General features: G+C 65.7%; 23 protein-coding genes. 18 read left to right on the top strand and 5 right to left on the bottom strand.

Translation table 11 applies throughout. The features are described from left to right. Positions 1–17: 17 nt before the first annotated feature. Complete coding sequence (locus ACFOOL_RS00635; RefSeq protein WP_380095882.1) at positions 18–317, bottom strand: GIY-YIG nuclease family protein; 300 nt, start codon at positions 315–317, stop codon at positions 18–20. 164 nt (positions 318–481) lie between these two features. Between ACFOOL_RS00635 and ACFOOL_RS00630 the strand changes: the two genes are divergently transcribed. From ACFOOL_RS00630 to hflC, 3 genes are all read left to right on the top strand, one after another. Then, positions 482–1,006 (top strand): dihydrofolate reductase, encoded by a 525-nt coding sequence (locus ACFOOL_RS00630; protein WP_380093945.1) that lies wholly within the window; start codon positions 482–484, stop codon positions 1,004–1,006. A gap of 63 nt (positions 1,007–1,069) precedes the next feature. After that, positions 1,070–2,161, top strand: a complete 1,092-nt coding sequence (gene hflK / locus ACFOOL_RS00625) for an FtsH protease activity modulator HflK (protein ID WP_380093943.1) — start codon at positions 1,070–1,072, stop codon at positions 2,159–2,161. A 2-nt stretch (positions 2,162–2,163) separates the two neighbouring features. After that, on the top strand, positions 2,164–3,255 hold the full coding sequence (gene hflC, locus ACFOOL_RS00620; RefSeq protein WP_380093941.1) for a protease modulator HflC: 1,092 nt from the start codon (positions 2,164–2,166) through the stop codon (positions 3,253–3,255). A gap of 297 nt (positions 3,256–3,552) precedes the next feature. Here the strand turns inward: hflC and serB are convergent, their stop codons facing one another. After that, positions 3,553–4,425: a phosphoserine phosphatase SerB gene (serB, locus tag ACFOOL_RS00615; RefSeq protein WP_380093939.1), complete on the bottom strand. Its 873-nt coding sequence runs from the start codon at positions 4,423–4,425 to the stop codon at positions 3,553–3,555. A gap of 24 nt (positions 4,426–4,449) precedes the next feature. Between serB and miaA the strand changes: the two genes are divergently transcribed. Further along, positions 4,450–5,352: a tRNA (adenosine(37)-N6)-dimethylallyltransferase MiaA gene (miaA, locus tag ACFOOL_RS00610; protein ID WP_380093938.1), complete on the top strand. Its 903-nt coding sequence runs from the start codon at positions 4,450–4,452 to the stop codon at positions 5,350–5,352. Here the strand turns inward: miaA and ACFOOL_RS00605 are convergent. Further along, entirely contained in the window at positions 5,342–6,748 is a 1,407-nt protein-coding gene (locus tag ACFOOL_RS00605; RefSeq protein WP_380093936.1) for an MATE family efflux transporter, read from the bottom strand. The genes miaA and ACFOOL_RS00605 overlap by 11 nt on opposite strands. Before the next feature lie 78 nt (positions 6,749–6,826). On the opposite strand from ACFOOL_RS00605, the gene ACFOOL_RS00600 reads away from it, so the two are divergent. The 4 genes from ACFOOL_RS00600 to ACFOOL_RS00585 all read left to right on the top strand — a co-directional run bounded on the left by ACFOOL_RS00600 (position 6,827) and on the right by ACFOOL_RS00585 (position 8,616). Further along, entirely contained in the window at positions 6,827–7,180 is a 354-nt protein-coding gene (locus ACFOOL_RS00600) for a DUF423 domain-containing protein (RefSeq protein ID WP_380093935.1), read from the top strand. Positions 7,181–7,259: 79 nt separating this feature from the next. Next, a complete protein-coding gene (locus ACFOOL_RS00595) occupies positions 7,260–7,535 on the top strand; it encodes a glycine zipper domain-containing protein (protein ID WP_380093934.1) in 276 nt (91 codons plus the stop codon). Between the two features lie 292 nt (positions 7,536–7,827). After that, positions 7,828–8,043 carry a cold-shock protein gene (locus ACFOOL_RS00590; RefSeq protein ID WP_380093932.1) on the top strand — a complete coding sequence of 72 codons (216 nt, stop codon included), beginning with the start codon at positions 7,828–7,830 and terminating at the stop codon, positions 8,041–8,043. Positions 8,044–8,148: 105 nt separating this feature from the next. Next, positions 8,149–8,616 (top strand): NUDIX hydrolase, encoded by a 468-nt coding sequence (locus tag ACFOOL_RS00585; RefSeq protein ID WP_380093930.1) that lies wholly within the window; start codon positions 8,149–8,151, stop codon positions 8,614–8,616. Here ACFOOL_RS00585 and ACFOOL_RS00580 read toward each other — a convergent pair. After that, on the bottom strand, positions 8,609–10,105 hold the full coding sequence (locus tag ACFOOL_RS00580; RefSeq protein WP_380093928.1) for an inorganic phosphate transporter: 1,497 nt from the start codon (positions 10,103–10,105) through the stop codon (positions 8,609–8,611). The two genes, ACFOOL_RS00585 and ACFOOL_RS00580, sit on opposite strands and share 8 nt — an antisense overlap. A gap of 380 nt (positions 10,106–10,485) precedes the next feature. Between ACFOOL_RS00580 and ACFOOL_RS00575 the strand changes: the two genes are divergently transcribed. From ACFOOL_RS00575 to ACFOOL_RS00560, 4 genes are all read left to right on the top strand, one after another. Continuing rightward, positions 10,486–12,255: an acetolactate synthase 3 large subunit gene (locus ACFOOL_RS00575; RefSeq protein WP_380093926.1), complete on the top strand. Its 1,770-nt coding sequence runs from the start codon at positions 10,486–10,488 to the stop codon at positions 12,253–12,255. A 24-nt stretch (positions 12,256–12,279) separates the two neighbouring features. After that, the gene (gene ilvN, locus ACFOOL_RS00570) at positions 12,280–12,834 is read left to right on the top strand and encodes an acetolactate synthase small subunit (protein WP_380093925.1); all 555 of its coding nucleotides are present in this window, start codon (positions 12,280–12,282) and stop codon (positions 12,832–12,834) included. 95 nt (positions 12,835–12,929) lie between these two features. Next, positions 12,930–13,676 (top strand): pyridoxine 5'-phosphate synthase, encoded by a 747-nt coding sequence (locus tag ACFOOL_RS00565; RefSeq protein WP_380093924.1) that lies wholly within the window; start codon positions 12,930–12,932, stop codon positions 13,674–13,676. Between the two features lie 229 nt (positions 13,677–13,905). Next, positions 13,906–14,520 carry an NADPH-dependent FMN reductase gene (locus ACFOOL_RS00560; protein ID WP_380093922.1) on the top strand — a complete coding sequence of 205 codons (615 nt, stop codon included), beginning with the start codon at positions 13,906–13,908 and terminating at the stop codon, positions 14,518–14,520. A 138-nt stretch (positions 14,521–14,658) separates the two neighbouring features. Here the strand turns inward: ACFOOL_RS00560 and ACFOOL_RS00555 are convergent, their stop codons facing one another. Then, the gene (locus ACFOOL_RS00555) at positions 14,659–15,780 is read right to left on the bottom strand and encodes an NADH:flavin oxidoreductase/NADH oxidase (RefSeq protein ID WP_380093920.1); all 1,122 of its coding nucleotides are present in this window, start codon (positions 15,778–15,780) and stop codon (positions 14,659–14,661) included. Positions 15,781–15,968: 188 nt separating this feature from the next. Between ACFOOL_RS00555 and ACFOOL_RS00550 the strand changes: the two genes are divergently transcribed. The 6 genes from ACFOOL_RS00550 to ACFOOL_RS00525 all read left to right on the top strand — a co-directional run bounded on the left by ACFOOL_RS00550 (position 15,969) and on the right by ACFOOL_RS00525 (position 22,054). Next, positions 15,969–16,856, top strand: a complete 888-nt coding sequence (locus ACFOOL_RS00550) for an alpha/beta hydrolase family protein (RefSeq protein WP_380093919.1) — start codon at positions 15,969–15,971, stop codon at positions 16,854–16,856. A gap of 272 nt (positions 16,857–17,128) precedes the next feature. Next, entirely contained in the window at positions 17,129–17,935 is an 807-nt protein-coding gene (locus ACFOOL_RS00545) for a DeoR/GlpR family DNA-binding transcription regulator (RefSeq protein ID WP_380093917.1), read from the top strand. A gap of 19 nt (positions 17,936–17,954) precedes the next feature. Next, positions 17,955–19,016, top strand: a complete 1,062-nt coding sequence (locus ACFOOL_RS00540; protein ID WP_380093915.1) for an ABC transporter ATP-binding protein — start codon at positions 17,955–17,957, stop codon at positions 19,014–19,016. 16 nt (positions 19,017–19,032) lie between these two features. Then, entirely contained in the window at positions 19,033–20,328 is a 1,296-nt protein-coding gene (locus ACFOOL_RS00535; protein ID WP_380093913.1) for an ABC transporter substrate-binding protein, read from the top strand. Positions 20,329–20,358: 30 nt separating this feature from the next. Continuing rightward, positions 20,359–21,234, top strand: a complete 876-nt coding sequence (locus ACFOOL_RS00530; RefSeq protein WP_380093912.1) for a carbohydrate ABC transporter permease — start codon at positions 20,359–20,361, stop codon at positions 21,232–21,234. Position 21,235: 1 nt separating this feature from the next. Next, a complete protein-coding gene (locus ACFOOL_RS00525) occupies positions 21,236–22,054 on the top strand; it encodes a carbohydrate ABC transporter permease (protein ID WP_380093910.1) in 819 nt (272 codons plus the stop codon). Positions 22,055–22,074: the final 20 nt, after the last annotated feature.

Here is a 22,074-nt window from a genome sequence, read left to right as displayed (position 1 = left end):
CGGGAATCCCCGTTTCCTCAGTTTCCGGCGATCTCGGGGTAAAGGTCGCGCCATTCGGGATTGGTTGTCTCGATCAGTTCGATTTTCCAGGCCCGCCGCCATTTCTTGAGCTGTTTTTCGCGCTGGATGGCCAGGCCCGGCTCGAGAAAGCTTTCGAAATATACCAGCTTGCGGATGTGATAGCGGCGGGAATGCCCGTCTGCCAGGCCTTCGCGATGGAGATAGGCTCGTGACACTAGATTTCCGGTCACCCCGATATAGAGGGCTCCATATTTCCGGCTGGCGAGTATATAGACGAAGTAGTGCTTGCCCACGATGTTGTTAACCGGGATTCCCGCATTCGCGGGAATGACACTGGGATGAACGCGATAGTTGGGTCAATGTCGTTCTGTCCCAACACACTCGGTGTCATTCCCGCGAATGCGGGAATCCTTGTTTCTCCCCGCCCCGACCATCCCCCACCCCACCCGAAGAGCCGCCCATGACCATCCGCATTTCCCTCATCGCCGCCGTCGCGCGCAATGGCGTCATCGGGGCCGGTCAGGCCATTCCGTGGCGCATTCCGTCCGATTTCGCCTGGTTCAAGCGCACGACCATGGGCAAGCCCATGGTGATGGGCCGCAAGCAGTTCGAGACCTTTGCGCGGCCCCTGCCCGGGCGGCCCCATGTCGTGGTCACCCGGCAGGCCGGCTACGCGCCCGCGGGGGTGACCGTGCGCCATGGCCTCGATGCGGCGCTGGAAACGGCGCGGGGCATGGCGGCTTCTGCCGGGGTGGACGAGGTCATGGTCATCGGCGGTGGCGACATATACGCGCAGGCGATGGCGGTGGCCGACCGGCTCTATATCAGCCATGTCGAGCTCGAGCCGGAGGGGGACGTGCGCTTTCCCGCCATCGATCCGGCGCAATGGCGGGCGGTGGACGCGCCCGATCCGCCCCGCTCCGGCAGCGACGAAGCGGCCTATTCCGTACGGGTCTATGAGCGTATTCACGGTTCCGCGCATTGATCACCATGCCCGCTTGCTTATATATGGCAGCGACCAATTCTCTAGGACACCGAAAGGAATGCGATGCCTTGGGAGAACAATAGTGGCGGAGGCGGCCGCAATACAGGCGGCCCCTGGGGCCAGGCACCGGGTGGAGGCGGCGGCCCGCGCCGGCCGGGCGGCAATACTCCCAATCTGGAAGACATTCTCAATCGCGGCCGCGACCAGTTCCGGGGCGGCGTTCCCGGCGGCCGCTGGGCCATAGTGGGCGGCGTCCTGGCGCTGCTGGCCTTCTGGGGCGTCAACGCCATCTACACCATCAATCCGCAGGAAGTCGGCGTCGAGCTGCGCTTCGGCAAGCCCAAGACCGAACTGTCCGGCCCGGGCCTGCATTTCATGCTCTGGCCCGTCGAGACCGTCGAGCGGGCCACCACCACCGTCAACCAGACCCAGATCGGCCTCGCCAATGCCGCCGGCTCGCGCTCCAGCGCCAATGACGGGCTGATGCTGTCGGGCGACCAGAACATCGTCAACGTGCAGTTCTCGGTGTTCTGGGCGATCAGCGATCCGGTCGCCTATCTGTTCAATGTCCGCGACCAGGAATCCATGGTCCGCTACGCCGCCGAAAGCGCCATGCGCGAGGTGGTGGGCCGCCGTCCGGCCCAGGACATCTATTCGGACGACCGCTCGGGCATTTCGGCCGAGGTGCTGCGCATCATCCAGTCGACGCTCGAGAGCTACGGGCTGGGCGTCACCGTCAGCCAGGTGCTGATCGAGAATGCCGGCCCGCCCTCCGAAGTCATCGACGCCTTCAACGAAGTGCAGCGGGCGCGGCAGGACGAGACGCGCCTGCAGGAAGAGGCCCGCTCCTACGCCAATACGCTGCTGGGCGATGCGCGCGGCCGTGCCGCGGCCCTGCGCGAGGAGGCCGCCGCCTATACCAATCGGGTGGTGCAGGAATCCACCGGTGAGGCGGAGCGCTTCAATTCGGTCTATGCCGAATATGTCAACGCGCCGGACGTCACCCGCAAGCGCCTGTTCCTGGAAACCATGGAAGAGGTGCTGGGCGGTTCGGAGAAGGTCCTGATCGAGAGCGGCTCGCAGGGATCGGGCGTCGTGCCCTATCTCCCGCTGCCTGAACTGCGCTCGCGCGCCAACTCGACGACGGGGAACTGATCATGACGAATCGCCTCTTCATCATCGGTGCCGTCATCGTGGCGGCCCTCTATGTGTTCTTCTCCTCGATCTACATCGTGGACGAGCGCGAGCAGGCCATCGTCATGCGGTTCGGCCAGATCACCGATATCCGCACCGAGCCGGGCATCTATTTCAAGATCCCCACCGATATCGTGGACAGCGTGCAGGTGGTCGAGGACCGGCTGCTGCGCTACGACATCGCCAATATGCGGGTGCAGGTCTCGGGCAACGCCTTCTACCAGGTGGACGCCTTCCTGACCTATCGCATCTCCAATGCGCGCCTGTTCCGCGAGCGCGCCACCGGCCAGCTCGCGGTGGCCGAGGCGCGGATCGGGGCCAGCCTCGATGCGGCGCTGCGCCAGGTCTACGGCCTGCGCGAGTTCAGCGATGCCCTGTCGGACCAGCGGGCGCAGATGATGCAGGAAACCCGCGACCTCATCCGGCCGGACCTGGCCGAATTGGGGCTCGACATCGTGGACGTGCGCATCCTGCGCACCGACCTCGATTCGGACGTTTCGGCCACCACTTTCGAGCGCATGCGCGCCGAGCGTCTGGCCGAGGCGGCGCTGCTGCGGGCCCGCGGCCAGGAGCAGGCGCAGAGCCTGCGCGCCATCGCCGATCGTCAGGCGGTGGAGATCGTCGCCGCCGCGACCCGCGATGCCGAGATCATCCGCGGTCAGGGCGACGCCGAGCGTAACCGCATCTACGCCGCCGCCTATGGGCAGGACGCGGAGTTCTTCGAGTTCTACCGCTCGATGGAAGCCTATCGCCTGGCGCTGCCCAATTCCGGCACCACCATGGTCCTCTCGCCCGAAAGCGCCTTCTTCCGCTATTTCGGCTCCGACGGCGAACTGCCCGAGGCGAGCACCGAGTTCGCGACGCCCCTGCCGCCCGCTTCCGTGCCCGAGATCGGCACGGGCAGCGACCAGCCGGCGCTGGACGGGCTGGGCATCGAGGAGGTCGTGCCCCCCAGCATGACCCTCGAGGACGGCTCGCAGCTCGAGCCGACCGTGGGCACCGAGGCGCCCGCGCCGGTCGAGGACGCGGCGCCGCTTCCGGCTCCGGCCCAGTAAGGGACGTATCGGCGCACGATTTGCGGCCGGCGCGGGCAACCGCGCCGGCCTTCGCATATGTGGCTCCGGCGCGACGCGATGCAGTGGAAAATGCTAACGATGTGCTGGCACCGGACCGGCCGATGCGACCGGGTGCCAAAGCCTTTCATTGTCAGGCGGAATCAGCGCCTTTTACTCCCCTCCCCCTTGAGGGGAGGGGTCGGGGGTGGGGGTCCTCTTCGGTGGCTCGCAAGCCCCTCTCCAACCCTCCCCTCGAGGGAGGCGCGGGTCGTCGCTTCCGTCAAAACATCAAGGCCTCTAGCGCACGAAATCGTCTTCGGCATAGCCCTGCAGATAGAGCAGGGCGGTGAGGTCGCCATGGTCGATGCGCAGGCCTGCGGCGGCGGCGACGGCGGGCTTGGCATGCAGCGCCACTCCGAAGCCGGCCACCCCGATCATGTCGAGATCATTGGCGCCGTCGCCCACGGCCAGCGTTTGCGACAGCTCGAGCCCGTGTTCCGCCGCCAGCGCCAACAGTCTGTCTTTCTTGGTGTTTTTGTCGACGATGGGTTTGCTGACGGTGCCGGTCAGCCGGTCGCCGTCGAAGTCGAGCACATTGGCGATGGCCTCGTCGAAACCGATCCGCCTGGCGAAGTAGTCGGCAAAGAGGGTGAAGCCCCCGGAGACCAGCGAAGTATAGGCGCCATAGGCCTTCATCGTGTGCACCAGCGCCCGTCCGCCCGGCGCCAGGGTAATGGCTTCGCGGCGGATTTCCTCGATAACAGAACGCTCTAACCCCTTGAGCAGCGCCACGCGGGTATCCAGCGCCTGGGCAAAATCGAGTTCGCCGCGCATGGCCCGGTCGGTGATCTCGGCGACCTGCGGCTTGAGGTCCAGCGCCGCCGCCAGTTCGTCGATGCATTCCTGCTCGATCATGGTGGAATCCATGTCGGCCACCAGCAGCAGCTTGCGGCGCCCCTCGGTCGGCACCATATTGGCGTCCACCGCCTTGCTCCCGATGATATCGCGTGCAATATCAAGGGCTTCGGGAGCGGTGGGCTCGATGATGTCGCAGGCTACGCCGTGGTGGAGCCAGTTGAGTTCGCCGCCGGTCCGGGCCAGAACGGCTGCGGCGAGGCCGGTATCCAGTTCGGGGTCGGCGGGATTGGCGATCAGGGAAAGAACCGGCATGGCGACAGCAGCTTTCGGGAACGGATGGTGAGGGGCCAGAGACGCGCAGTGCTGATAGCGGGTCCGACTGCCAGCGGCAAGTCGGCGCTGGCCCTGGCGCGGGCCCGCGAGACGGGCGGCATCGTCGTCAATGCCGACGCCATGCAGGTTTACGACACGCTGCGCATCGTCACCGCCCGTCCCGGCCCCGAGGAAGAGGCCCTGGCGCCGCATCGCCTTTATGGCGTCGTGCCGGCGGCCCAGCGCTTCTCGACCGGCCGCTGGGTGCGCGCGGTCACCGACACCGCCGCTGCGGAGGATCCGGCCCGCGAGCTGATTTTCGTTGGCGGCACAGGGCTTTACTTCGATGCGCTGACCAAGGGATTCGCCGACATGCCGGAAATTCCTGATGAATTGGTGCTGGACGTTCAACAAGAGATTCAAGCGCTGGACGAGGCGGCGCGCATGGCCTTGCTCGTGGAGGCGGACCCGGTGGCGGCCCGCCGCCTCAAGGTCGCCGACCCGCAGCGGGTGATCCGGGCCCTGGCGGTCCGGCGGGCCACCGGCCGGCCGCTCTCCAGTTTCCAGCAGGATCAGAAGCCCGGCCTGCTCGAAGGCTGGGCGGTGGAGCGCATGGTGCTCTGGCCGGGGCGCGACGTGCTCCGCGACCGCATCGCACGGCGCTTCGAGACCATGCTGGAGGGCGGTGCGGTGGCGGAGGTGGAGGCGTTGCGGGCGCAGGCCCTCGATCCGTCGCTGCCGGCCATGAAGGCCATCGGGGTCCCGGAGATTTCCGGCTGGCTCGACGGTGTTTACAGCCGCGAGGAGGCGGTGGCTCTCGCCGTTACCGCCACCCGGCAATACGCCAAGCGGCAGCGGACCTGGTTCCGCAACCGCATGGGCGACTGGCCGCTCATGGGGCTGGAGGGCGGGCCGTTCAGAGCCTGATCCGATCCAGCAGCCCCAGCCGCTCGCGCATGGCGAAGCGTCCCACCAGCAGCACCGCGACGAAGGCCAGTCCGCAGGCCAGCCCGGTCCAGATGCCGACGCCGCGCCAGTCGAAGACGAAGCCCATCACATAGGCGATGGGCAGGCCGACCAGCCAATAGCCGAATATCGCCATCAGCATCGGAATCTTGGTGTCGCTCAGGCCGCGCAGCGAGTGGGCGGCGACGACCTGGGCTCCGTCGACAAGCTGGAAAATGCCGGCAATGGCGAGGAAAGACGCGGCCAGCGCCAGGGCATGGCGGTTTTCCGGCACGCCCGGATCGAGGAAGATGGTGACGATGGCCGGGCCGAACAGCAGGAAGCAGAGCGCCGATACCGCCATGAACCCGGTGCCGAGCGCGAAACTGGTCCAGCCGGCCTTGCGGACGCCTTCGCGATCCTGCCGTCCATAGGCGATGCCCACGCGCACTGTGGCGGCGACGCCCAGCCCCAGCGGCACCATGAAGGCCAGGGAAGCGCATTGCAGCGCGATGGCATGGGCCGCGACCTCGTCGGTGCCCAGCCGGCCCATCAGCATGGTGGCGGCGGTGAAGAGGCCGACTTCGGCGAGCACGGTGAGGCCCATCGGGACGCCGATGTGGAACAGTTCGCGGAAACGCGGCCAGTCGGGCTTCCAGAAGCGGATGAGCACGTTGAAGCGCCGGAAGCGCCTGTGGCGCAGCACATAGGCCAGCATCGCCGCCAGCATGAAGATATTGGTGAGCACGATGACGATGCCGGCGCCCCGCAGTTCCAGCCGCGGCATGCCGAAATTGCCGAACATCAGCAGATAGTTGCCGAAAGCGTTGACCACCACGCCACCGATCGTGACCACGAGAATCACCCTGGTGGCCTCGAAGGAGGACAGGAACGAGCGCAGCACGATGACGCCCAGGGCCGGAAACAGCATCAGCACGGCGATCTGGATATATTCCTCCGCCCGCGCCGCCAAGGCAGGGTCCTGCCCGATCCAGGAAAAGACCGTCCTGATCTGCAGGACGACGGGCAGCAGCAGGGCGGCGAGCAGAATGGCCGCCCAGAAGCCCTGACGCACGATGCGGCGGATCGCCTTGATGTCGCGGGCTCCGCGCGCCTGGGCCGTCAGCGGCGCCACCGCGCCGACCACGCCGGCGGCGAACAGGAAGAAGGGCATGAGGAAGCTGGAGGCCAGCGCGCCGGCCGCCAGCGCTTCCGGCCCGAGCCAGCCCATCATGATGACGTCGCTGGCCTGCAAGGCGTTCTGCGCCACCTGGGCGATCACCAGCGGCCATGCGAGGGTGAAGGTGGCGCGGAACTCGGTGCTCCAGCCGTGCAGGGAGCGGGGCGCCGAGGCGGTCGGCGCGACGTTCTCACTCATTGTCGTTTTCTCTCTGTTACCCCCATGCTCTAGTCGAAAGCGGGCCGGCGGGGAAGGCCGGCTCCCGGGAGGCGCGACGTGACGGCGATTGCACGGATGCTATTGGGGCTGGCCGGGCTTATCGGCGCAACAGGCGTGGCCGCCGCCGCCGCTGCGTCGCATCTGGCCGAATCACGCAATCTGGCGGCCCTGGCCGCGATTTTTCTTGCTCATGGACCGGCATTGCTGGCGCTCGGGCTGTTCGGGCGCTCGCGGCCGCTGCTTGTGGCGGGCCTAGTGCTGGCGGCCGGAACGCTGCTGTTCGGCGCCGATCTGGCCTTGCGGGAATGGCTCGGGCAGGGTGCCTTTCCCGGCGCCGCGCCTATCGGCGGCGCCATCATGATCCTGGGCTGGATCGGCCTGGCTATAAATGCCATCCTCTCCGGGGAATGAGACAACAAAGTTAAAACTGCGTTGGAACCTTTGATAAGGTAACGCATTCCTGCCAGCGAGCATTTCTTTGGAGGAATTCATGCATAAAATCCTGATCATTGCCGCGGCAGCGCTGTCGCTTACCGCTTGCACCACCACCCAGCAGGGCGCGGCAGGCGGTGCGGTCGTCGGCGGCGTCGTCGGAGCTGCGGCTTCCGGCGGGAGCCTTGTGGGCACGGCGGTCGGTGCCGGTGTCGGTGCGGTCGCCGGTGCGGCAGTCGGAGAAATGATCCGCGTCCACGATCGGAACCGCAACCAGTGCGTATACCGCGACCGCTATGGCCGTGAGTATATCGACGTCTGCCCGAAGGGCTGATGCGCTATCCCCCTCCGCAGCGCCCCCTGCGGTGAAGCGCCCCCAGGCGCCAGACGCCCGGCCGGTTCCTCCGGCTGGGTGCTCTTTCTGAGGATGGATAACGGCCTTGAAAAAGTCATGGCGGGCAGTGATAATTGGGAACTACGTGCCACTTGTCTTGCGCTATCTGAACGACCGGCTTGTCCGGAAACTTGGCTACCTCCTGATCTCGTGAACCGTAAGTCCGGGAACCAACGCTCCCGGATAAACCCTTCCGCCGCGCAAGCGGTAAACCAGACCAAGAGGTCCATCCATGTCTTCCATCACGGGCACCGTGAAATTCTTCAACACCACCAAGGGCTACGGCTTCATCTCGCCCGATAATGGCGAGAAGGACGCGTTCGTCCATATCTCTGCCGTGCAGCGCTCGGGCCTGCAGGGCCTTTACGAAGGCGACAAGGTCACCTTCGAGCTGCAGACCGGCCGCGATGGCAAGGTCTCGGCGACCAATCTGGCGCTGGTGAGCTGACCTCGCTTTTGAAAGGGCCCTTCGGGGCCCTTTCTTCTGGCGCCATGGACATTGGCTGCCCGGCTGTGCCACAGAGCCGGAAACCGATATGCCCGTGAAATTGAAATGCGCGAATTCCTCAAGAACTGGAGCCCCAGGGTCGAAACGCCCGACGGGCTGAGACAGGCGGGCGCCATGCCCTATGCCCTGGTCGAGGGGCGCATGGCCTTTCTGCTCATCACCTCGCGACGCAGCGGCAAGTGGATCTTTCCCAAGGGCGCCATCGAGCCGGGCATGACGCCCTGGGACAGCGCGGCCCTCGAAGCGCTGGAGGAAGCCGGCGTTTCCGGCACGATGGGCACCGAGCCCGTCGGCAGCTATCGCGCCAGCCTGGGCAATAACGGCTCCACGCTGGTCGATGTGGATCTTTATCCGTTGCGGGTGACGCAGCAGCACGAAAACTGGCTGGAGCAGGACGAGCGCATGCGCCACTGGGCGACGCTCTCGGAGGCGAGGCGGCTCCTTGCCGACCGCTCGCTGAGCCGTCTCGCCGCGCTGCTTCATGCGCGGCACGAGGCCGACGGGATCAGATGATCAGGTCGAGACCGAGATAGAGCACGCCCGCCAGTACCGCCGAAGCGGGAACGGTGACCACCCATGCCGCGGCGATGCCGTATACGTGCTGCCGGCGCACCAGCAACCGCCTCTCCACCTTGCGGGCATTGGCCAGCGCTTCTTCCGGCGTGGCGTTCAACTGGGTGGGATCGACGAAACGGGCGTTGACCGGGACGGAGATGCCCTCCATGTCCCGCCGCGAGGCATATTCGCGCAGGAAACCGACGCCGAAGACCGCGCCGACGGCGATATGGGTCGACGATACCGGCATGCCCAACGCCGAGGCGACGAGAACGGTGATCGCCGCCGAAAGCGCGGCGCAATAGGCGCGGATCTCGTTGAGCTTGGTGATCTGCTCGCCCACCGTGCGGATGAGCCGCGGTCCGAACAGCGCAAGGCCCAGCGCGATGCCGATGGCGCCTATCGCCAGCACCCAGAAGGGGAGGGTTATGCCGGCGGCTTCGCCCTGGCCGGTTTCGAGCGTGGTCACGATGGCCGCCAGCGGGCCGATGGCATTGGCCACGTCATTGGCGCCGTGCGCGAAAGAAAGCAGGGCGGCGGACCCGATCAGCGGCAGGCGGAACAGCATGGCGACGTGTTTCTTGCGGTTTTCCATGTGCCTGGATTGCCGGCGCACCCATGGCATGGCGACGAGCCATCCCAGCACGCCGAAGACGACGCCGAGCAGCAGGACGGTGACGATGTCCGGCTGCCAGACCCGGCTGAGGCCCTTGGTGGCCAGATAGATGGCGAAAACACCGGTCATCACCGCGACGAAGACGGGCACCCAGATGCGGGCGGCGGTGATCTTGTCGAGACGGCCGGTGATGGTCGCCTGGACGACGATGAGGAAGATGGCGGCGAAGATGCCGCCGAGAACCGGGGAGACGACCCAACTGGTGGCGACGGCGCCGATGGTGGGCCAGTTGACCACAGCGAATCCCGCCGAGGCGATGCCCGAGCCGCAGACCCCGCCGACCACGGCGTGGGTGGTGGAGACGGGGGCGCCGATATAGGTGGCGAGATTGACCCAGAGCGCGGAGGCGAGCAGGGCGGCCATCATCACCAGGACGAAGGTGGTGCTCTCCATCTCCGGGGAGATCAGCAGGTCGCGGGCCACCGTGTTGACGACGTCGCCGCCGGCCAGCAGCGCTCCAGCCGCCTCGAAGATGGCAGCGATGACCAGCGCGCCCACCATGGTCAGGGCGCGCGAGCCCACGGCCGGGCCCATATTGTTGGCCACGTCGTTGGCCCCGACATTGATCGCCATATAGCCGGCGATGACCGCGCCGATCACCACGATATGGGTCGAAGGCCCGTGATCCATAGCGAAGCTCGCCCACACGGCGGCGGCCAGCAGGAAGACCAGCGCGATGCCGGGAGCCGCCAGGGTGCGGGTCAGGTCGTGGGTCGCCGCCTCCAGGCCGGAAACCCGCTGCAAATCCTTGTCGAGCACGCTCTTGATCATGTCATCAAACTGTCACATGAGGGTCAGTGTGGCGTTTAGCATTCCACGCGGACAGTGCCAGCCCCAAAAGCGCCGCCCGGCAGCGCTGTCCCCATCTGAAACCGGATGGGAAACGAAGGTTCCGGAAACCGCGGCTTGACTTTTCCGCCCCGATACTCCTATCAATGCGCCGTCTAATTGTTTGGAGCGGTCCCGTGCGGGCACTCATTCTCGTAGTAGGCAGGCGCATCGGCAACGTGGGGTAAAACCCCGCGCGTTGGCTGGTGCGCCGAAAACAGGTCCCGATCGGGGCCTTTTTTATTGCCTTTTTTCCGCCCGGCGGGAGAGGCGGCAGGTGACAGGCAGGTCCTACGGGGCCGACGAGTTAGGAAGGGCTGACAATGGCCGAGAAAATGACCGGCGCCGAAATGGTGATCCAGGCGCTCACCGATCAGGGCGTCGAACATATATTCGGATATCCCGGCGGCGCGGCGCTGCCGATCTACGACGCGATGTTCCAGCAGGATTTCGTCAAGCACGTCCTGGTGCGGCACGAGCAGGGCGCGACGCACATGGCCGAAGGCTATGCCCGCTCGACCGGCAAGCCCGGCGTGATCCTCGTCACCTCGGGGCCGGGCGTCACCAATGCGGTTACCGGACTGACCGACGCGCTGCTCGATTCCATCCCGCTGGTGTGCATCACCGCCCAGGTGCCCACGACGCTGATCGGCACCGATGCCTTCCAGGAATGCGACACGGTCGGCATCACCCGCCCCTGCACCAAGCATAATTACCTCGTCAAATCGGTCGACGACCTGCCCCGGGTCATGCACGAGGCCTTCCTCATCGCCACCACCGGCCGCCCCGGCCCCGTCGTCATCGACATTCCCAAGGACGTGCAGTTCGCCATGGGCGAATATTACCGTCCGGAGGCCGACACGCTGCGCCACCAGTCCTATCGCCCGCGGGTCGATGGCGACCTCGCCGCCATCGAGATGGCGGTGGACATGATGCTGAAGGCGGAGCGGCCGATCTTCTATACCGGCGGCGGCGTCATCAATGCCGGCCCGGAAGCCTCGGAAAACCTGCGCGAACTGGCCGAACTGACCGGTTTCCCGGTGACCTCGACGCTGATGGGGCTGGGCGCCTTCCCGGCCTCGCACCCGCAATGGATGGGCATGCTGGGCATGCACGGCACCTATGAGGCCAATCTGGCCATGCATGACTGCGACGTCATGATCAATATCGGGGCGCGCTTCGACGACCGCATCACCGGCCGCGTCGACGCCTTCTCGCCCAATAGCCGCAAGATCCACGTCGATATCGATCCGTCCTCGATCAACAAGATCGTGCGCGTCGACGTGCCGATCGTGGGCGATAGCGGGCGCGTGCTGGAAGAGATGATCCGCATCTGGCGCTCGAAAACCAATCAGCCCCGCTCCGAGGCCCTGGCGCCGTGGTGGAAGCAGATCGACAAATGGCGGTCGGTCGGCTCGCTCAACTTCAAGAATTCCGACACGGTCATCAAGCCGCAATGGGCCATCCAGCGCCTCTATGAGGCGACCCGGAAGCAGGACAGGGAGGTGTTCATCACCACCGAGGTGGGCCAGCACCAGATGTGGGCGGCCCAGCACTTCCACTTCGACAAGCCCAACCGCTGGATGACCTCGGGCGGGCTCGGGACCATGGGCTACGGCCTGCCGGCGGCGGTCGGCGTGCAGGTGGCCCACCCCGATGCGCTGGTGATCGACATCGCCGGGGAGGCCTCGGTGCAGATGACCATCCAGGAGCTTTCGACGGCCGTGCAATACCGCCTGCCGGTCAAGATCTTCATCCTCAACAATGAGCGCATGGGCATGGTGCGCCAGTGGCAGGACCTGCTGCACGGGTCGCGCTACGCCCATTCCTATTCGGAATCGCTGCCCGATTTCGTCAAGCTGGCGGAGGCCTATGGCGGCAAGGGCATTCGCTGCGAAAACCCGGCCGAACTCGACGCGGCCATCGCCGAAATGCTCGATTATGACGGGCCGGTGCTGTTCGACGTGGTGGTGGAGAAGGACGAGAACTGCCTGCCCATGATCCCCTCGGGCAAGCCGCATAACGAGATCATCCTGCCCGACACCGCCAATATCGGCGACATCATCGACGAAAAGGGACGGCAACTGGTCTGAGGGCCGTTGCGGAGGTAACACGACATGAACGCACATCTGCAACCGACCGGTTCCGCCTATTTCCTCACCCAGGAAACCCAGCAGACCGAACGCCATACCCTCTCGGTGCTCGTGGACAACGAGCCGGGCATCCTGGCCCGGGTCGTGGGCCTGTTCTCGGCGCGCGGCTACAATATCGAGAGCCTGACGGTGAGCGAGACCGAACACGACAGGCGACTTAGCCGCATCACCGTCGTCGTGGTGGCCACGCCCCGGGTGCTGGTCCAGATCAAGCTGCAGCTCGAACGCCTGGTGCCGGTGCACCGGGTGCACGACCTGACCGCCGAAGGGCCCTATGTCGAACGCGAACTGGCGCTGATCAAGGTGCGCGGCTCGGGCGAGCATCGGGCCGAAACCCTGCGGCTGGCCGATGCCTTCCGCGCCCATATCGTCGACGCCACGGTCGAAAGCTTCGTCTTCGAGGTGACCGGCAAGCCGGAGAAGATCGACAGTTTCGTGTCGCTGATGGCGCCGCTTGGCCTTGTCGAGGTGGTGCGCACGGGCCTTGCCGCCATCGGCCGCGGCCCGGAGAGCATGTGATCGGGCCACGGTCCGATTCCTCTCATCCCAAGGTTCGATTGGGAGAAAGCGCCAATCCGGTATAGGAGGGGGCTAGTGCTGTTCGAGTCCCCGCCATGACCTTGCTTTCCGTCAATCTCAATGCCGTCGCCCAGCTTCGCAACCGGCGCGATCTGCCATGGCCCAGCGTCACCGGCATGGCGCGGGTGGTGCTGGACGCCGGCGCCAGCGGCATAACCGTGCATCCGCGGCCGGACGAGCGCCATATCCGCCGCACCGACGTGTTCGAGCTGTCGGCGCTGTTGCGGGCCGACTATCCACGGGCCGAGTTCAATATCGAAGGCTATCCCAGCGACGACTTCCTCGCCCTCATCGAGGCGGTCCAGCCCCAGCAGGTGACGCTGGTGCCCGATGATCCGGCGCAGGCGACCTCGGACCATGGCTGGGATTTCGCCGGTGCGCACGATCTTCTCGTCGCCGTGGTGCGGCAATTGCAGCGGCCCGGACGGCGGGTCTCGCTGTTCTGCGATCCCGATGCGGGGGAGGCGGGGGCACGGGCCGCCAAGGCCACCGGAGCCGACGGCATCGAGCTGTTCACCGGACCCTATGGTGCGTGCCACGACCGGCCGGAGCAGGAAGAGGCCGAGCTTGCGGCGCTGGCCGGGACCTGCCGGGCGGCGCTGGCGCTGGGGCTGCGGGTCAATGCCGGCCATGACCTGACGCTGGCCAATCTGCCCCGCTTCCAGGCAGCGGTGCCGGGGGTGGCGGAGGTTTCCATCGGCCATGGAATCACCGCCGACGCGCTGCTGCTGGGGTTTGAGGAAGCGACCAGGCGCTACGTGGAAATCCTCCAGAGCCGATAATATCGTTCGCTGTTCGAGAACGTAGCGTCCACGGGCGGTGGCGAACGGCGCCGGCGTGGTCGAGTTTGGCCCGTAAATTCCGAAAAAACCTTGCGCGACCTATACTTACACGAATGTAACCAAGCGACCTTCATGTCCCCCGATGACAGCAAGGTGCCTTCTTGAGGGTTTCGCCAATAGGCACATATATCGCCTCAGTTACGATTTGTTACCAAGGAGGCTTTCCAAAATGTCCAAACTTAAGATCGGCGTCATCATTTCGTCCACCCGTCCGACCCGCTTCGGCGAACTCCCGGCCAAGTGGATCCTCGACAAGGCCAATGAGCGCCCCGAGATCGAGGCCGAACTGGTCGACCTGCGTGATTTTGATCTGCCGTTCTTCGACGAGGTGGCCTCCAATGCCTGGGCTCCGTCCCAGAACGCCAATGCCGTCAAGTGGCAGAACAAGATTTCCGAGTTCGACGGCTATATCTTCGTCGTCGCCGAATATAACCGCGCCATCACCGGCGCGCTGAAGAACGCCATCGACCAGGCCTATGTGAACTGGAATAAAAAGACATTCGGCGCAGTGGGTTACGGTAGCGTTGGCGGCGCCCGCGCCATCGAGAACCTGCGTACGATCGGCGTGGAACTGCAGATGGTCTCGACCCGTTCGGCCGTCCACATCGCCGGTGCCGACTTCATGTCCGTCCATCCCGGTTTCGGTGGCACCAAGGCCATTTCCGAGATCGAAGGCTCGATCGGCAACTCGGCCACGGACATGCTGGACCAGCTCGTCTGGTGGGGCGAGGCCACCAAGGCCGCGCGCGCCGAAGAGGCCGCCACGGCCAAGGCCGCCGAATAAACCGGTCCTGCCGATTCGTTTACAAAACGGGGTCGCTTCGAAAGAAGCGGCCCCTTTTCGCGTGGTGCGGCATCGATGGCGCCAATGCCAGCACATCGTTAGCATCCGACGCTGCAAACCGTCGCGTCCCGGCGACGTTCAGCCCCTGATGCCAAGGATGCGGTCGCGGCCCAGAACCCGCTGCGTCTGCACTGGCCAGAGCGCGTAATCGCCGTCGAGCACGCGGGCGGCGTGGACGGCCCAGTTGGGATCGTCGAGCGCGCCGCGCGCCAGGGCGATGAGATCGGCGTCGCCGTTTTCCAGCACCGCCTCGGCCGCCGCGATATCGCCCAGCAGGCCCACCGCCATGGTAGGAATGCCGGCGCCCTGCCGGACCGCCCGGGCGAAGGGCACCTGATAGCTGGCGGCGGAGACGATGCTGCCCTGGGCGAAGCCGCCGCTGGAGCAATCGAGGGCATCGACGCCGCGCGCCTTGAGCTCGCGCGCCAGCGCCACGCTGTCCTCGACGCTCCAGCCGCCCGGCGCGTTGTCGCTGACCGACAGGCGGACGAGAAGGGGCTTGTCTTGGGGCCATACGGCGCGCACCGCCTCGACCACTTCCAGCGGCAGGCGCATGCGGTTCTCGAGGTTGCCGCCATAGGCGTCGGTGCGATGATTGGCGAGCGGGGAAAGAAACTGGTTGAGCAGATAACCGTGGGCGGCATGTATCTCGACGGTGTCGAAACCGGCGCGCTCGGCGCGCCGGGCCGCGGCGACGAAGCCCTCGACGACGCGGGCGATGCCGGCGCGGTCGAGCTCGGTCGGCACCTGATAGTCGGCATTGCCCGGATCGTGCGATTCGGCGCTGGGCGCGACGGGCTGCCAGTGCTCATAGCCGGCGGCGCGGCGCTGCTCCGCGGTGGCCAGGTCCTCGGGGCCGCGCCAGGAGACGGGCGTGGAGGCCTTGCGGCCGGCATGGGCGAGCTGGATGCCGGCGGCGGCGCCCTGCGCATGCAGAAATTCGACGATGCGGGCGAGGGGCGCGATCTGCTCGTCCTTCCACAGGCCCAGATCGCCATAGGAAATGCGCCCCTCGGGCAGTACCCCGGTCGCCTCGGCGATGACCAGCCCGAAGCCGCCAAGCCCGAACCTCCCCAGATGCACGAAATGCCAGTCATTGGCGATGCCGTCCACGGCCGAATATTGACACATGGGCGCCACCACGGTGCGGTTGCGCAGGGTAAGGCCGCGCAGGGCGAGCGGGGAGAAAAGCTTGGACATGGGGTTCCTCGGCCGGAAGGGCAGGGCAAAACGCCTGAAACGAAAGGGACCGCCGGAGACCGGTCCCGGATATCGGCAAAATGCCCTCTTTACGCTTCATCGGCAAGTGCCGATGAATGGTGCCGATTGCCGACGGCAATGCGGGCAGGATAGGTTCCGGGCACAAGGGCTTGCCGCATGAGGGAACCATGACATTCGACGCCGAACGCTTCCGTCATCTGCTCGGGTTCGAGGAGCGGACCGCCGATCCGGTCGCGGCGGAGATCGAGGACAAGGGCGACTTTTTGATCGAGCGGCTCAGGCTGCGGCTGGGCGGGGAGGAGGTGCGCGGCTTTCTCACCCGCCCGGCCGGGGCGGCGGGCCGGCTGCCGGCGATCCTCTATGGCCACTCGCATGGCGGCCTGTTCTCGATGGGGGCGCGGGAACTGCTCGACGGGCGGGAATATCTGCTCGATCCGCTGGGGCCGGTCTTCGCCCGCGCCGGCTATGTGACGCTGGCCATCGACATGCCGGTCTTCGGCGAGCGGGCGCGGGAAAACGAGGGTTTTGCCGCCAAGGCGGCGCTCTGGCACAGCCGGCCGCTCTTCGGCCGCATGCTGTCGGATCATGGCGGGGCACTGACCTATCTGGCCGGGCGCGACGATGTCGACGCGACGCGGATCGGCGCCTTCGGCATCTCGATGGGGAGCCTTCTGAGCTGCTGGCTGTCGGCCATCGACGAGCGGATCGCGGCGGTGGCGCATCTGTGCGCCTTTGCCGATCTGCGCACGATGATCGCGCTGGGCAAGCATGACGGGCACGGCATCTACCTCACCGTGCCGGGCCTGCTGAACGAGGCCGATGGCGGCAGCATCGCCGCCCTGATCGCGCCGCGGCCGCAACTGGTCTGCGTGGGCGAGGCGGACGCGCTGACCCCCATGCCGGCGGTGGAGCGGGCGCTGGCCGATCTGCGCCCGGCCTATGCGGCCGCGCCCGGGCGGCTGGAGCTCATTTCCGAGCCCGGCGTGGGGCATCGCGAAACCGCAAGGATGCGAGCCGGGGTGATGGCGTTTTTTGCGCGGTGGCTACAGGGGTAGGCTGAGGAGTCCCCCTCCGTCTTTTCCTCAGCTTCCGCCCCTTCCTCCGTCATTGCCCGGTTATCCGAGCAATCCAGTTCACCGCGGCATCGAGTGCGCGGAGAGAACCCCTCACCCTGAATAATCTGCTGGACGCGGATTATTCCGTCCCTCTCCCGCAAGGGGAGAGGGGAACAAAGGCGCCTCCAGGTTAAAGATCCGGCATTGACAAGATCGCTTTCGCTCGTAAAGATGAGCGAAATGGATCACGAAGATGATCGAGGAGGGATTTTTTGGGCGCCCTGCAACAGGATGAGGTGTCGAGCGGGAAGTTTCGATCCGCCGGGCAGCGCCGGGCGCGGTTGATCGAACTGCTGCGGACCGAGCTTTTCGCGGATATCCAGATCCTGCGGGAGCGCCTGGGCGTCTCCATCGCCACGGTGCGGCGCGATCTCAGCGAGCTGGAAAGCAAGGGTCTGCTCAAGCGCACCCATGGCGGCGCCACGGTAATCAACCAGGTGACCCGCGACAATGACGCGATCGTGCGCGAGGCGATCAATGCCGCCGAGAAAGCCCAGATCGGCGAGGCTGCGGCCGAGCTGGTGTCGGATGGCGACGCGGTGATGATCGACAGCGGCACGACCTCGCTGCAGGTGGCGAAAGTGCTGGCCGCCAACGCCAATCTGACCTTCGTGACCAATGGCACCGACGTGCTGAAAGCCCTTGTCGAGGGGGGCGCCCGCAATGTGCATTTCATCGGCGGCGAATATGTCGACATCAACCATTCCTGCGGTGGCGCCATGGCCGCCGAACAGGTCCGCCGCTTCAATGTCGACAAGGCGATCCTGAGCGTTTCCTCGGTCGATGTGAAGCGCCGCCTGATCTGCACGCTCAGCCCGCAGATCGGCTCGGTGCAGCAGGCCATGATCGAAATCGCTCAAGAAGTCATCGTGGTGGCGGACCATTCAAAGTTCGACCGCACGGCCCTGTCGGTGATCGGCGGGCTGGATGCGCTGGACTATATCGTCACCGACGCGGCCACGCGGCCGCTGGTAGGGGGGCTGCCCGATGCCCTCAAGCAGAAATTCATCTTCGCCTGAACCGCGAGCGGAGGAACCTTTGTCGACCATCAAGATCGATCGACTCGTCAAGCGCTGGGGCGATTTCACCGCCGTGGACGATATCAGCTTCGAGACGGGCGAGGCTGAATTCGTCGCGTTGCTCGGCCCGTCCGGCTGCGGCAAATCGACGACGCTGCGGCTGATCGCCGGGCTCGAGGAGCCCAGCGCCGGCAGGATCGTGCTCGACAACCGCGACCTCACCAATGTGGTGGCGGCCAAGCGCAACCTCTCCATGGTGTTCCAGTCCTACGCGCTATTCCCCCATCTCAACGTGGCCGACAATATTCTGTTCGGCCTGTCGGTGCGCCGGGTTCCGCGGGCGGAGCAGCGAAAGCGCCTCGAGGAGACGGCACGGCTGCTCGGCCTCACGCCCCTGCTCGAGCGCAAGCCGAGCCAGCTCTCGGGCGGCCAGCAACAGCGCGTCGCGCTGGGCCGCGCGCTCATCTCGCAGACCAAGGTGTGCCTGCTCGACGAGCCGCTCTCCAATCTCGACGCCAAGCTGCGCGCGGAAATGCGCAACGAAATCCGCTCGCTGCAGCGCCGCCTGGGCATCACCATGATCTTCGTCACCCATGACCAGACCGAGGCCATGAGCATGGCCGACCGGGTCATCCTGATGAACCAGGGCAAGGTCGAGCAAGCAGGCCCGCCGAGCGAGCTCTATGAGCGGCCGGCCTCGACCTTCGTGGCCGGTTTCATCGGCGTGCCGCCGATGAACGTGCTCGATCTCGACGAGCGGGGAGCCGTCGCCGGCACGGATCTGGTGGTTGCGGCGGAGGCGGGAGCGGGCCTGCAACTGGGCATCCGACCCGAGCATGTCGAGCTGGCGCCCGAAGGTCTGCCGGCGGACGTCGAGACCAGCGAATATTTCGGGGCGGATTCCATCGTGGCGTGCCGGGCGGGCGACCAGCGTATCAATCTGCGCGTTCCCGGCCCGCCGACGCTCGACGCGGGCGCCCGGGTGCATCTGCGCCTGCCGCCCGAAGCCCTGCATTTCTTCGACCGGCAAACCACTTTGCGCCGGGACGACATCCGCCCCACGGCGGAACTTCAGCGATAACAGGAGGAAAGCGACCATGCATAAAACCAGGCATTTGACGGCAGGTTTCCTGCTTGCGGGACTGTCGATGGCAGCCCTGACCAGCGCGGCGACCGCCCAGCAGACCGTGGTGGATTTCTATTATCCGATCCAGGTCGGGGGCCCGCTCACCCAGGTGATCGACGGCTATGTGGCCGAGTTCGAGGCCGCCAATCCGGACATCGACATCGTTCCGGTCTATTCGGGCAATTACCAGGACACCACGACCAAGGCGCTGACCGCCGCCAAGGCGGGTGATCCGCCGGCGCTGGCTGTGCTGCTGGCCACCGACATCTTCACGCTCATCGACGAAGACGTCATCGACCCGATCGACAGCTTCTTCTCGCCCGAGGACCAGGAGTGGGTCGACGGCTTCATGCCGGCCTATCTCGCCAGCGCGCGGGTCGACGGCAATCTCTGGTCGGTTCCCTTCCAGCGCTCGACCGCCGTGCTCTACTGGAACAAGGACGCCTTCGCCGAAGCCGGTCTCGATCCGGAAAAATATCCCGCCACCTGGGACGAGATGGTCGAGTTCGGCAAGGCCGTGATGACCAAGGACGCCAATGGCAACGTCACCCGCTGGGGCGTGGGCATTCCGGGCAATCCCGGATCGGCCCAGTGGCTGTTCACCGCGCTGGCGGCGCAGAACGGCGCGCGGCTGATGAACGACGAGGGCAACGAGGTCTATCTCACCGATCCCAAGGTGGTCGAGGCGCTGCAATTCTGGCGCGATTTGAGCGTCGTCCATGGCGTGCATCCCCCCGGCATCCAGGAATGGGGCACCACCCCGTCCGACTTCCTCGAGGGGCGGATCGCCATGGTGTGGACCACCACCGGCAACCTCACCAATATCCTCAACAACGCCACCTTCGATTTCGGCCTCGCCCCCTATCCGGGCAACCCCGATTCCGCCTCGGCGCTGGGGGGCGGCAATCTCTACGTCTTCAAGGATGCCTCGGACGAAGAAAAAGCCGCGGCGATGAAGTTCGCCAAGTTCCTCACCTCGGACGAGCTGCAGGCCGACTGGGCGATCCAGACCGGCTATGTGGCGCCGCGCGACGGCTCCTGGGAAACCGACACGCTCAAGGACTATGTCGCCGAAGTGCCGGCGGCCGATGTCGCCCGGCAGCAGATTCCCACCTCGGTGCCGGAATACTCGACCCATGAGAACGCCCGCACCACCAAGGTTCTCAATGACGCGATCGCCGCGGCGCTGACCGGGGGCAAGAGCCCCGAACAGGCGCTGTCCGACGCGCAGGCCGAGATCGACCGCATCCTGCGGTCCTACCGCTAAGGCGCCGGGTCGTCAGGATCGGATGAAACGATGAAACTCTCCAGGAATGCGCTTTATGGCAGCCTGCTGCTGCTGCCCGCCGCCGTTCTTTTGTGGACCTTCACCTATCAGCCGATCCTGACGACGATGGTCAACAGCCTGTTTTCCACCCCGCGGGGGCGGCGGCCCGCCGAATTCGTGGGGCTGGAAAACTACGAGGTGATGATCAACGATCCGGTGTTCTGGAAGTCGCTGATCAATAACGGCATCTACGCCGTGACCACCATTCCGCTCTCTATGGCCCTGGCGCTGGCCATGGCGCTGCTGGTCAATTCCAAATTGCGCGGGCAGGGCCTCGTGCGGATGGCCTATTTCACTCCCACCGTGCTGCCCATGGTGGCGGTCGCCAATATCTGGCTGTTCTTCTATGCGCCCGATTACGGGCTGATCGACCAGTTCCTGCGCCCGTTCGGCCTGGCCGGAAGCAATCTGCTGGGGACGCCCGAAACCGCGCTGTGGGCGCTCATCGTGATCACGGTGTGGAAGGAAGCGGGCTTCTTCATGATCTTCTACCTGGCCGCCCTGCAGCAGATTTCGCCGACGCTTCTCGAAGCGGCGCGCCTCGAGGGGGCCAGCCCGTGGCAGATCCTGCGGCGCGTCACCCTGCCGCTGCTGATGCCCACCACGCTGTTCGTCTCCATCAATGCGGTGATCGGCGCCTTCCGGCTGGTCGACCATGTCATCGCCATGACCAAGGGCGGCCCCGACAACGCCACGACGCTGCTGCTGTTCTACATCTACCAGACCGGCTTCAGCTTCTGGGACACCAGCTATGCGGCGACGCTGACCGTGGTGCTGCTGGCCATATTGGCGCTGATCGCGCTGTTCCAGTTCGGCTATGCCGACAAGAGGGTGCATTACAGATAGCATGGAAACCCGCAGCAAACCCGTCATCGCCCTGACCACGATCGGCGCCTGGTTCCTCGCCTTCATCTGGATCCTGCCGCTGCTCTATGCGTTCTGGACGGCCTTCCATCACCCCGGCGGCGCGGCAAGGTTCGACCTGTTCGCGCCCTGGACGCTGGACAATTTCGCCCGCGTCCTCGCGGTGGCGCCGTTCGGCCAGTATTTCCTCAACACCTTCTTTCTGGTGACGCTGATCCTGGTCTGCCAGTTCGTGATCTGCACCATGGCGGCCTATGCCTTCGTCTGCTTCCCGTTCAGGGGCTCGGACATCCTGTTCATGCTGGTGCTGGTGCAGCTCATGATCATGCCCGAAGTGCTGCTGATCGAGAACTACAAGACCATCTCGGCGCTCGGGGTGCTCGACACCACGCTGGCCATGGGCCTGCCCTATCTCGCCTCGGCGTTCGGGATCTTCCTGTTCCGGCAGAACTTCAAGAGCGTGCCCAAGGAACTGGAGGAAGCGGCGCGGCTGGAAGGGGCCAATCCGATCCAGGTGCTGCTGCGCGTCTTCGTGCCGGTCGCCAAGCCGACCTATATCGCCTATGGCCTCGTGACCGTGAGCTATCACTGGAACAATTTCCTCTGGCCGCTGGTCGTCACCAATTCGGTGGAGACCCGCCCCGTCACCGTGGGCCTGCAGGTGTTCGCGACCGTCGAGCAGGGCGTGGACTGGAGCCTCGTCACCGCGGCCACGCTGCTCTCGGTGGCGCCGCTGCTCATCGCCTTCCTGTTGTTCCAGCGCCAGTTCGTCCAGAGCTTCATGCGCGCCGGCATCCGCTAACCCCCGAGGACCGGATCATC

The organism is Devosia honganensis (assembly GCF_042648785.1).
In the GTDB taxonomy this organism is placed as follows: domain Bacteria; phylum Pseudomonadota; class Alphaproteobacteria; order Rhizobiales; family Devosiaceae; genus Devosia; species Devosia honganensis.
Note: the sequence above shows the minus strand (reverse complement) of the source record. Positions and strands in the feature narration are given on the sequence as shown.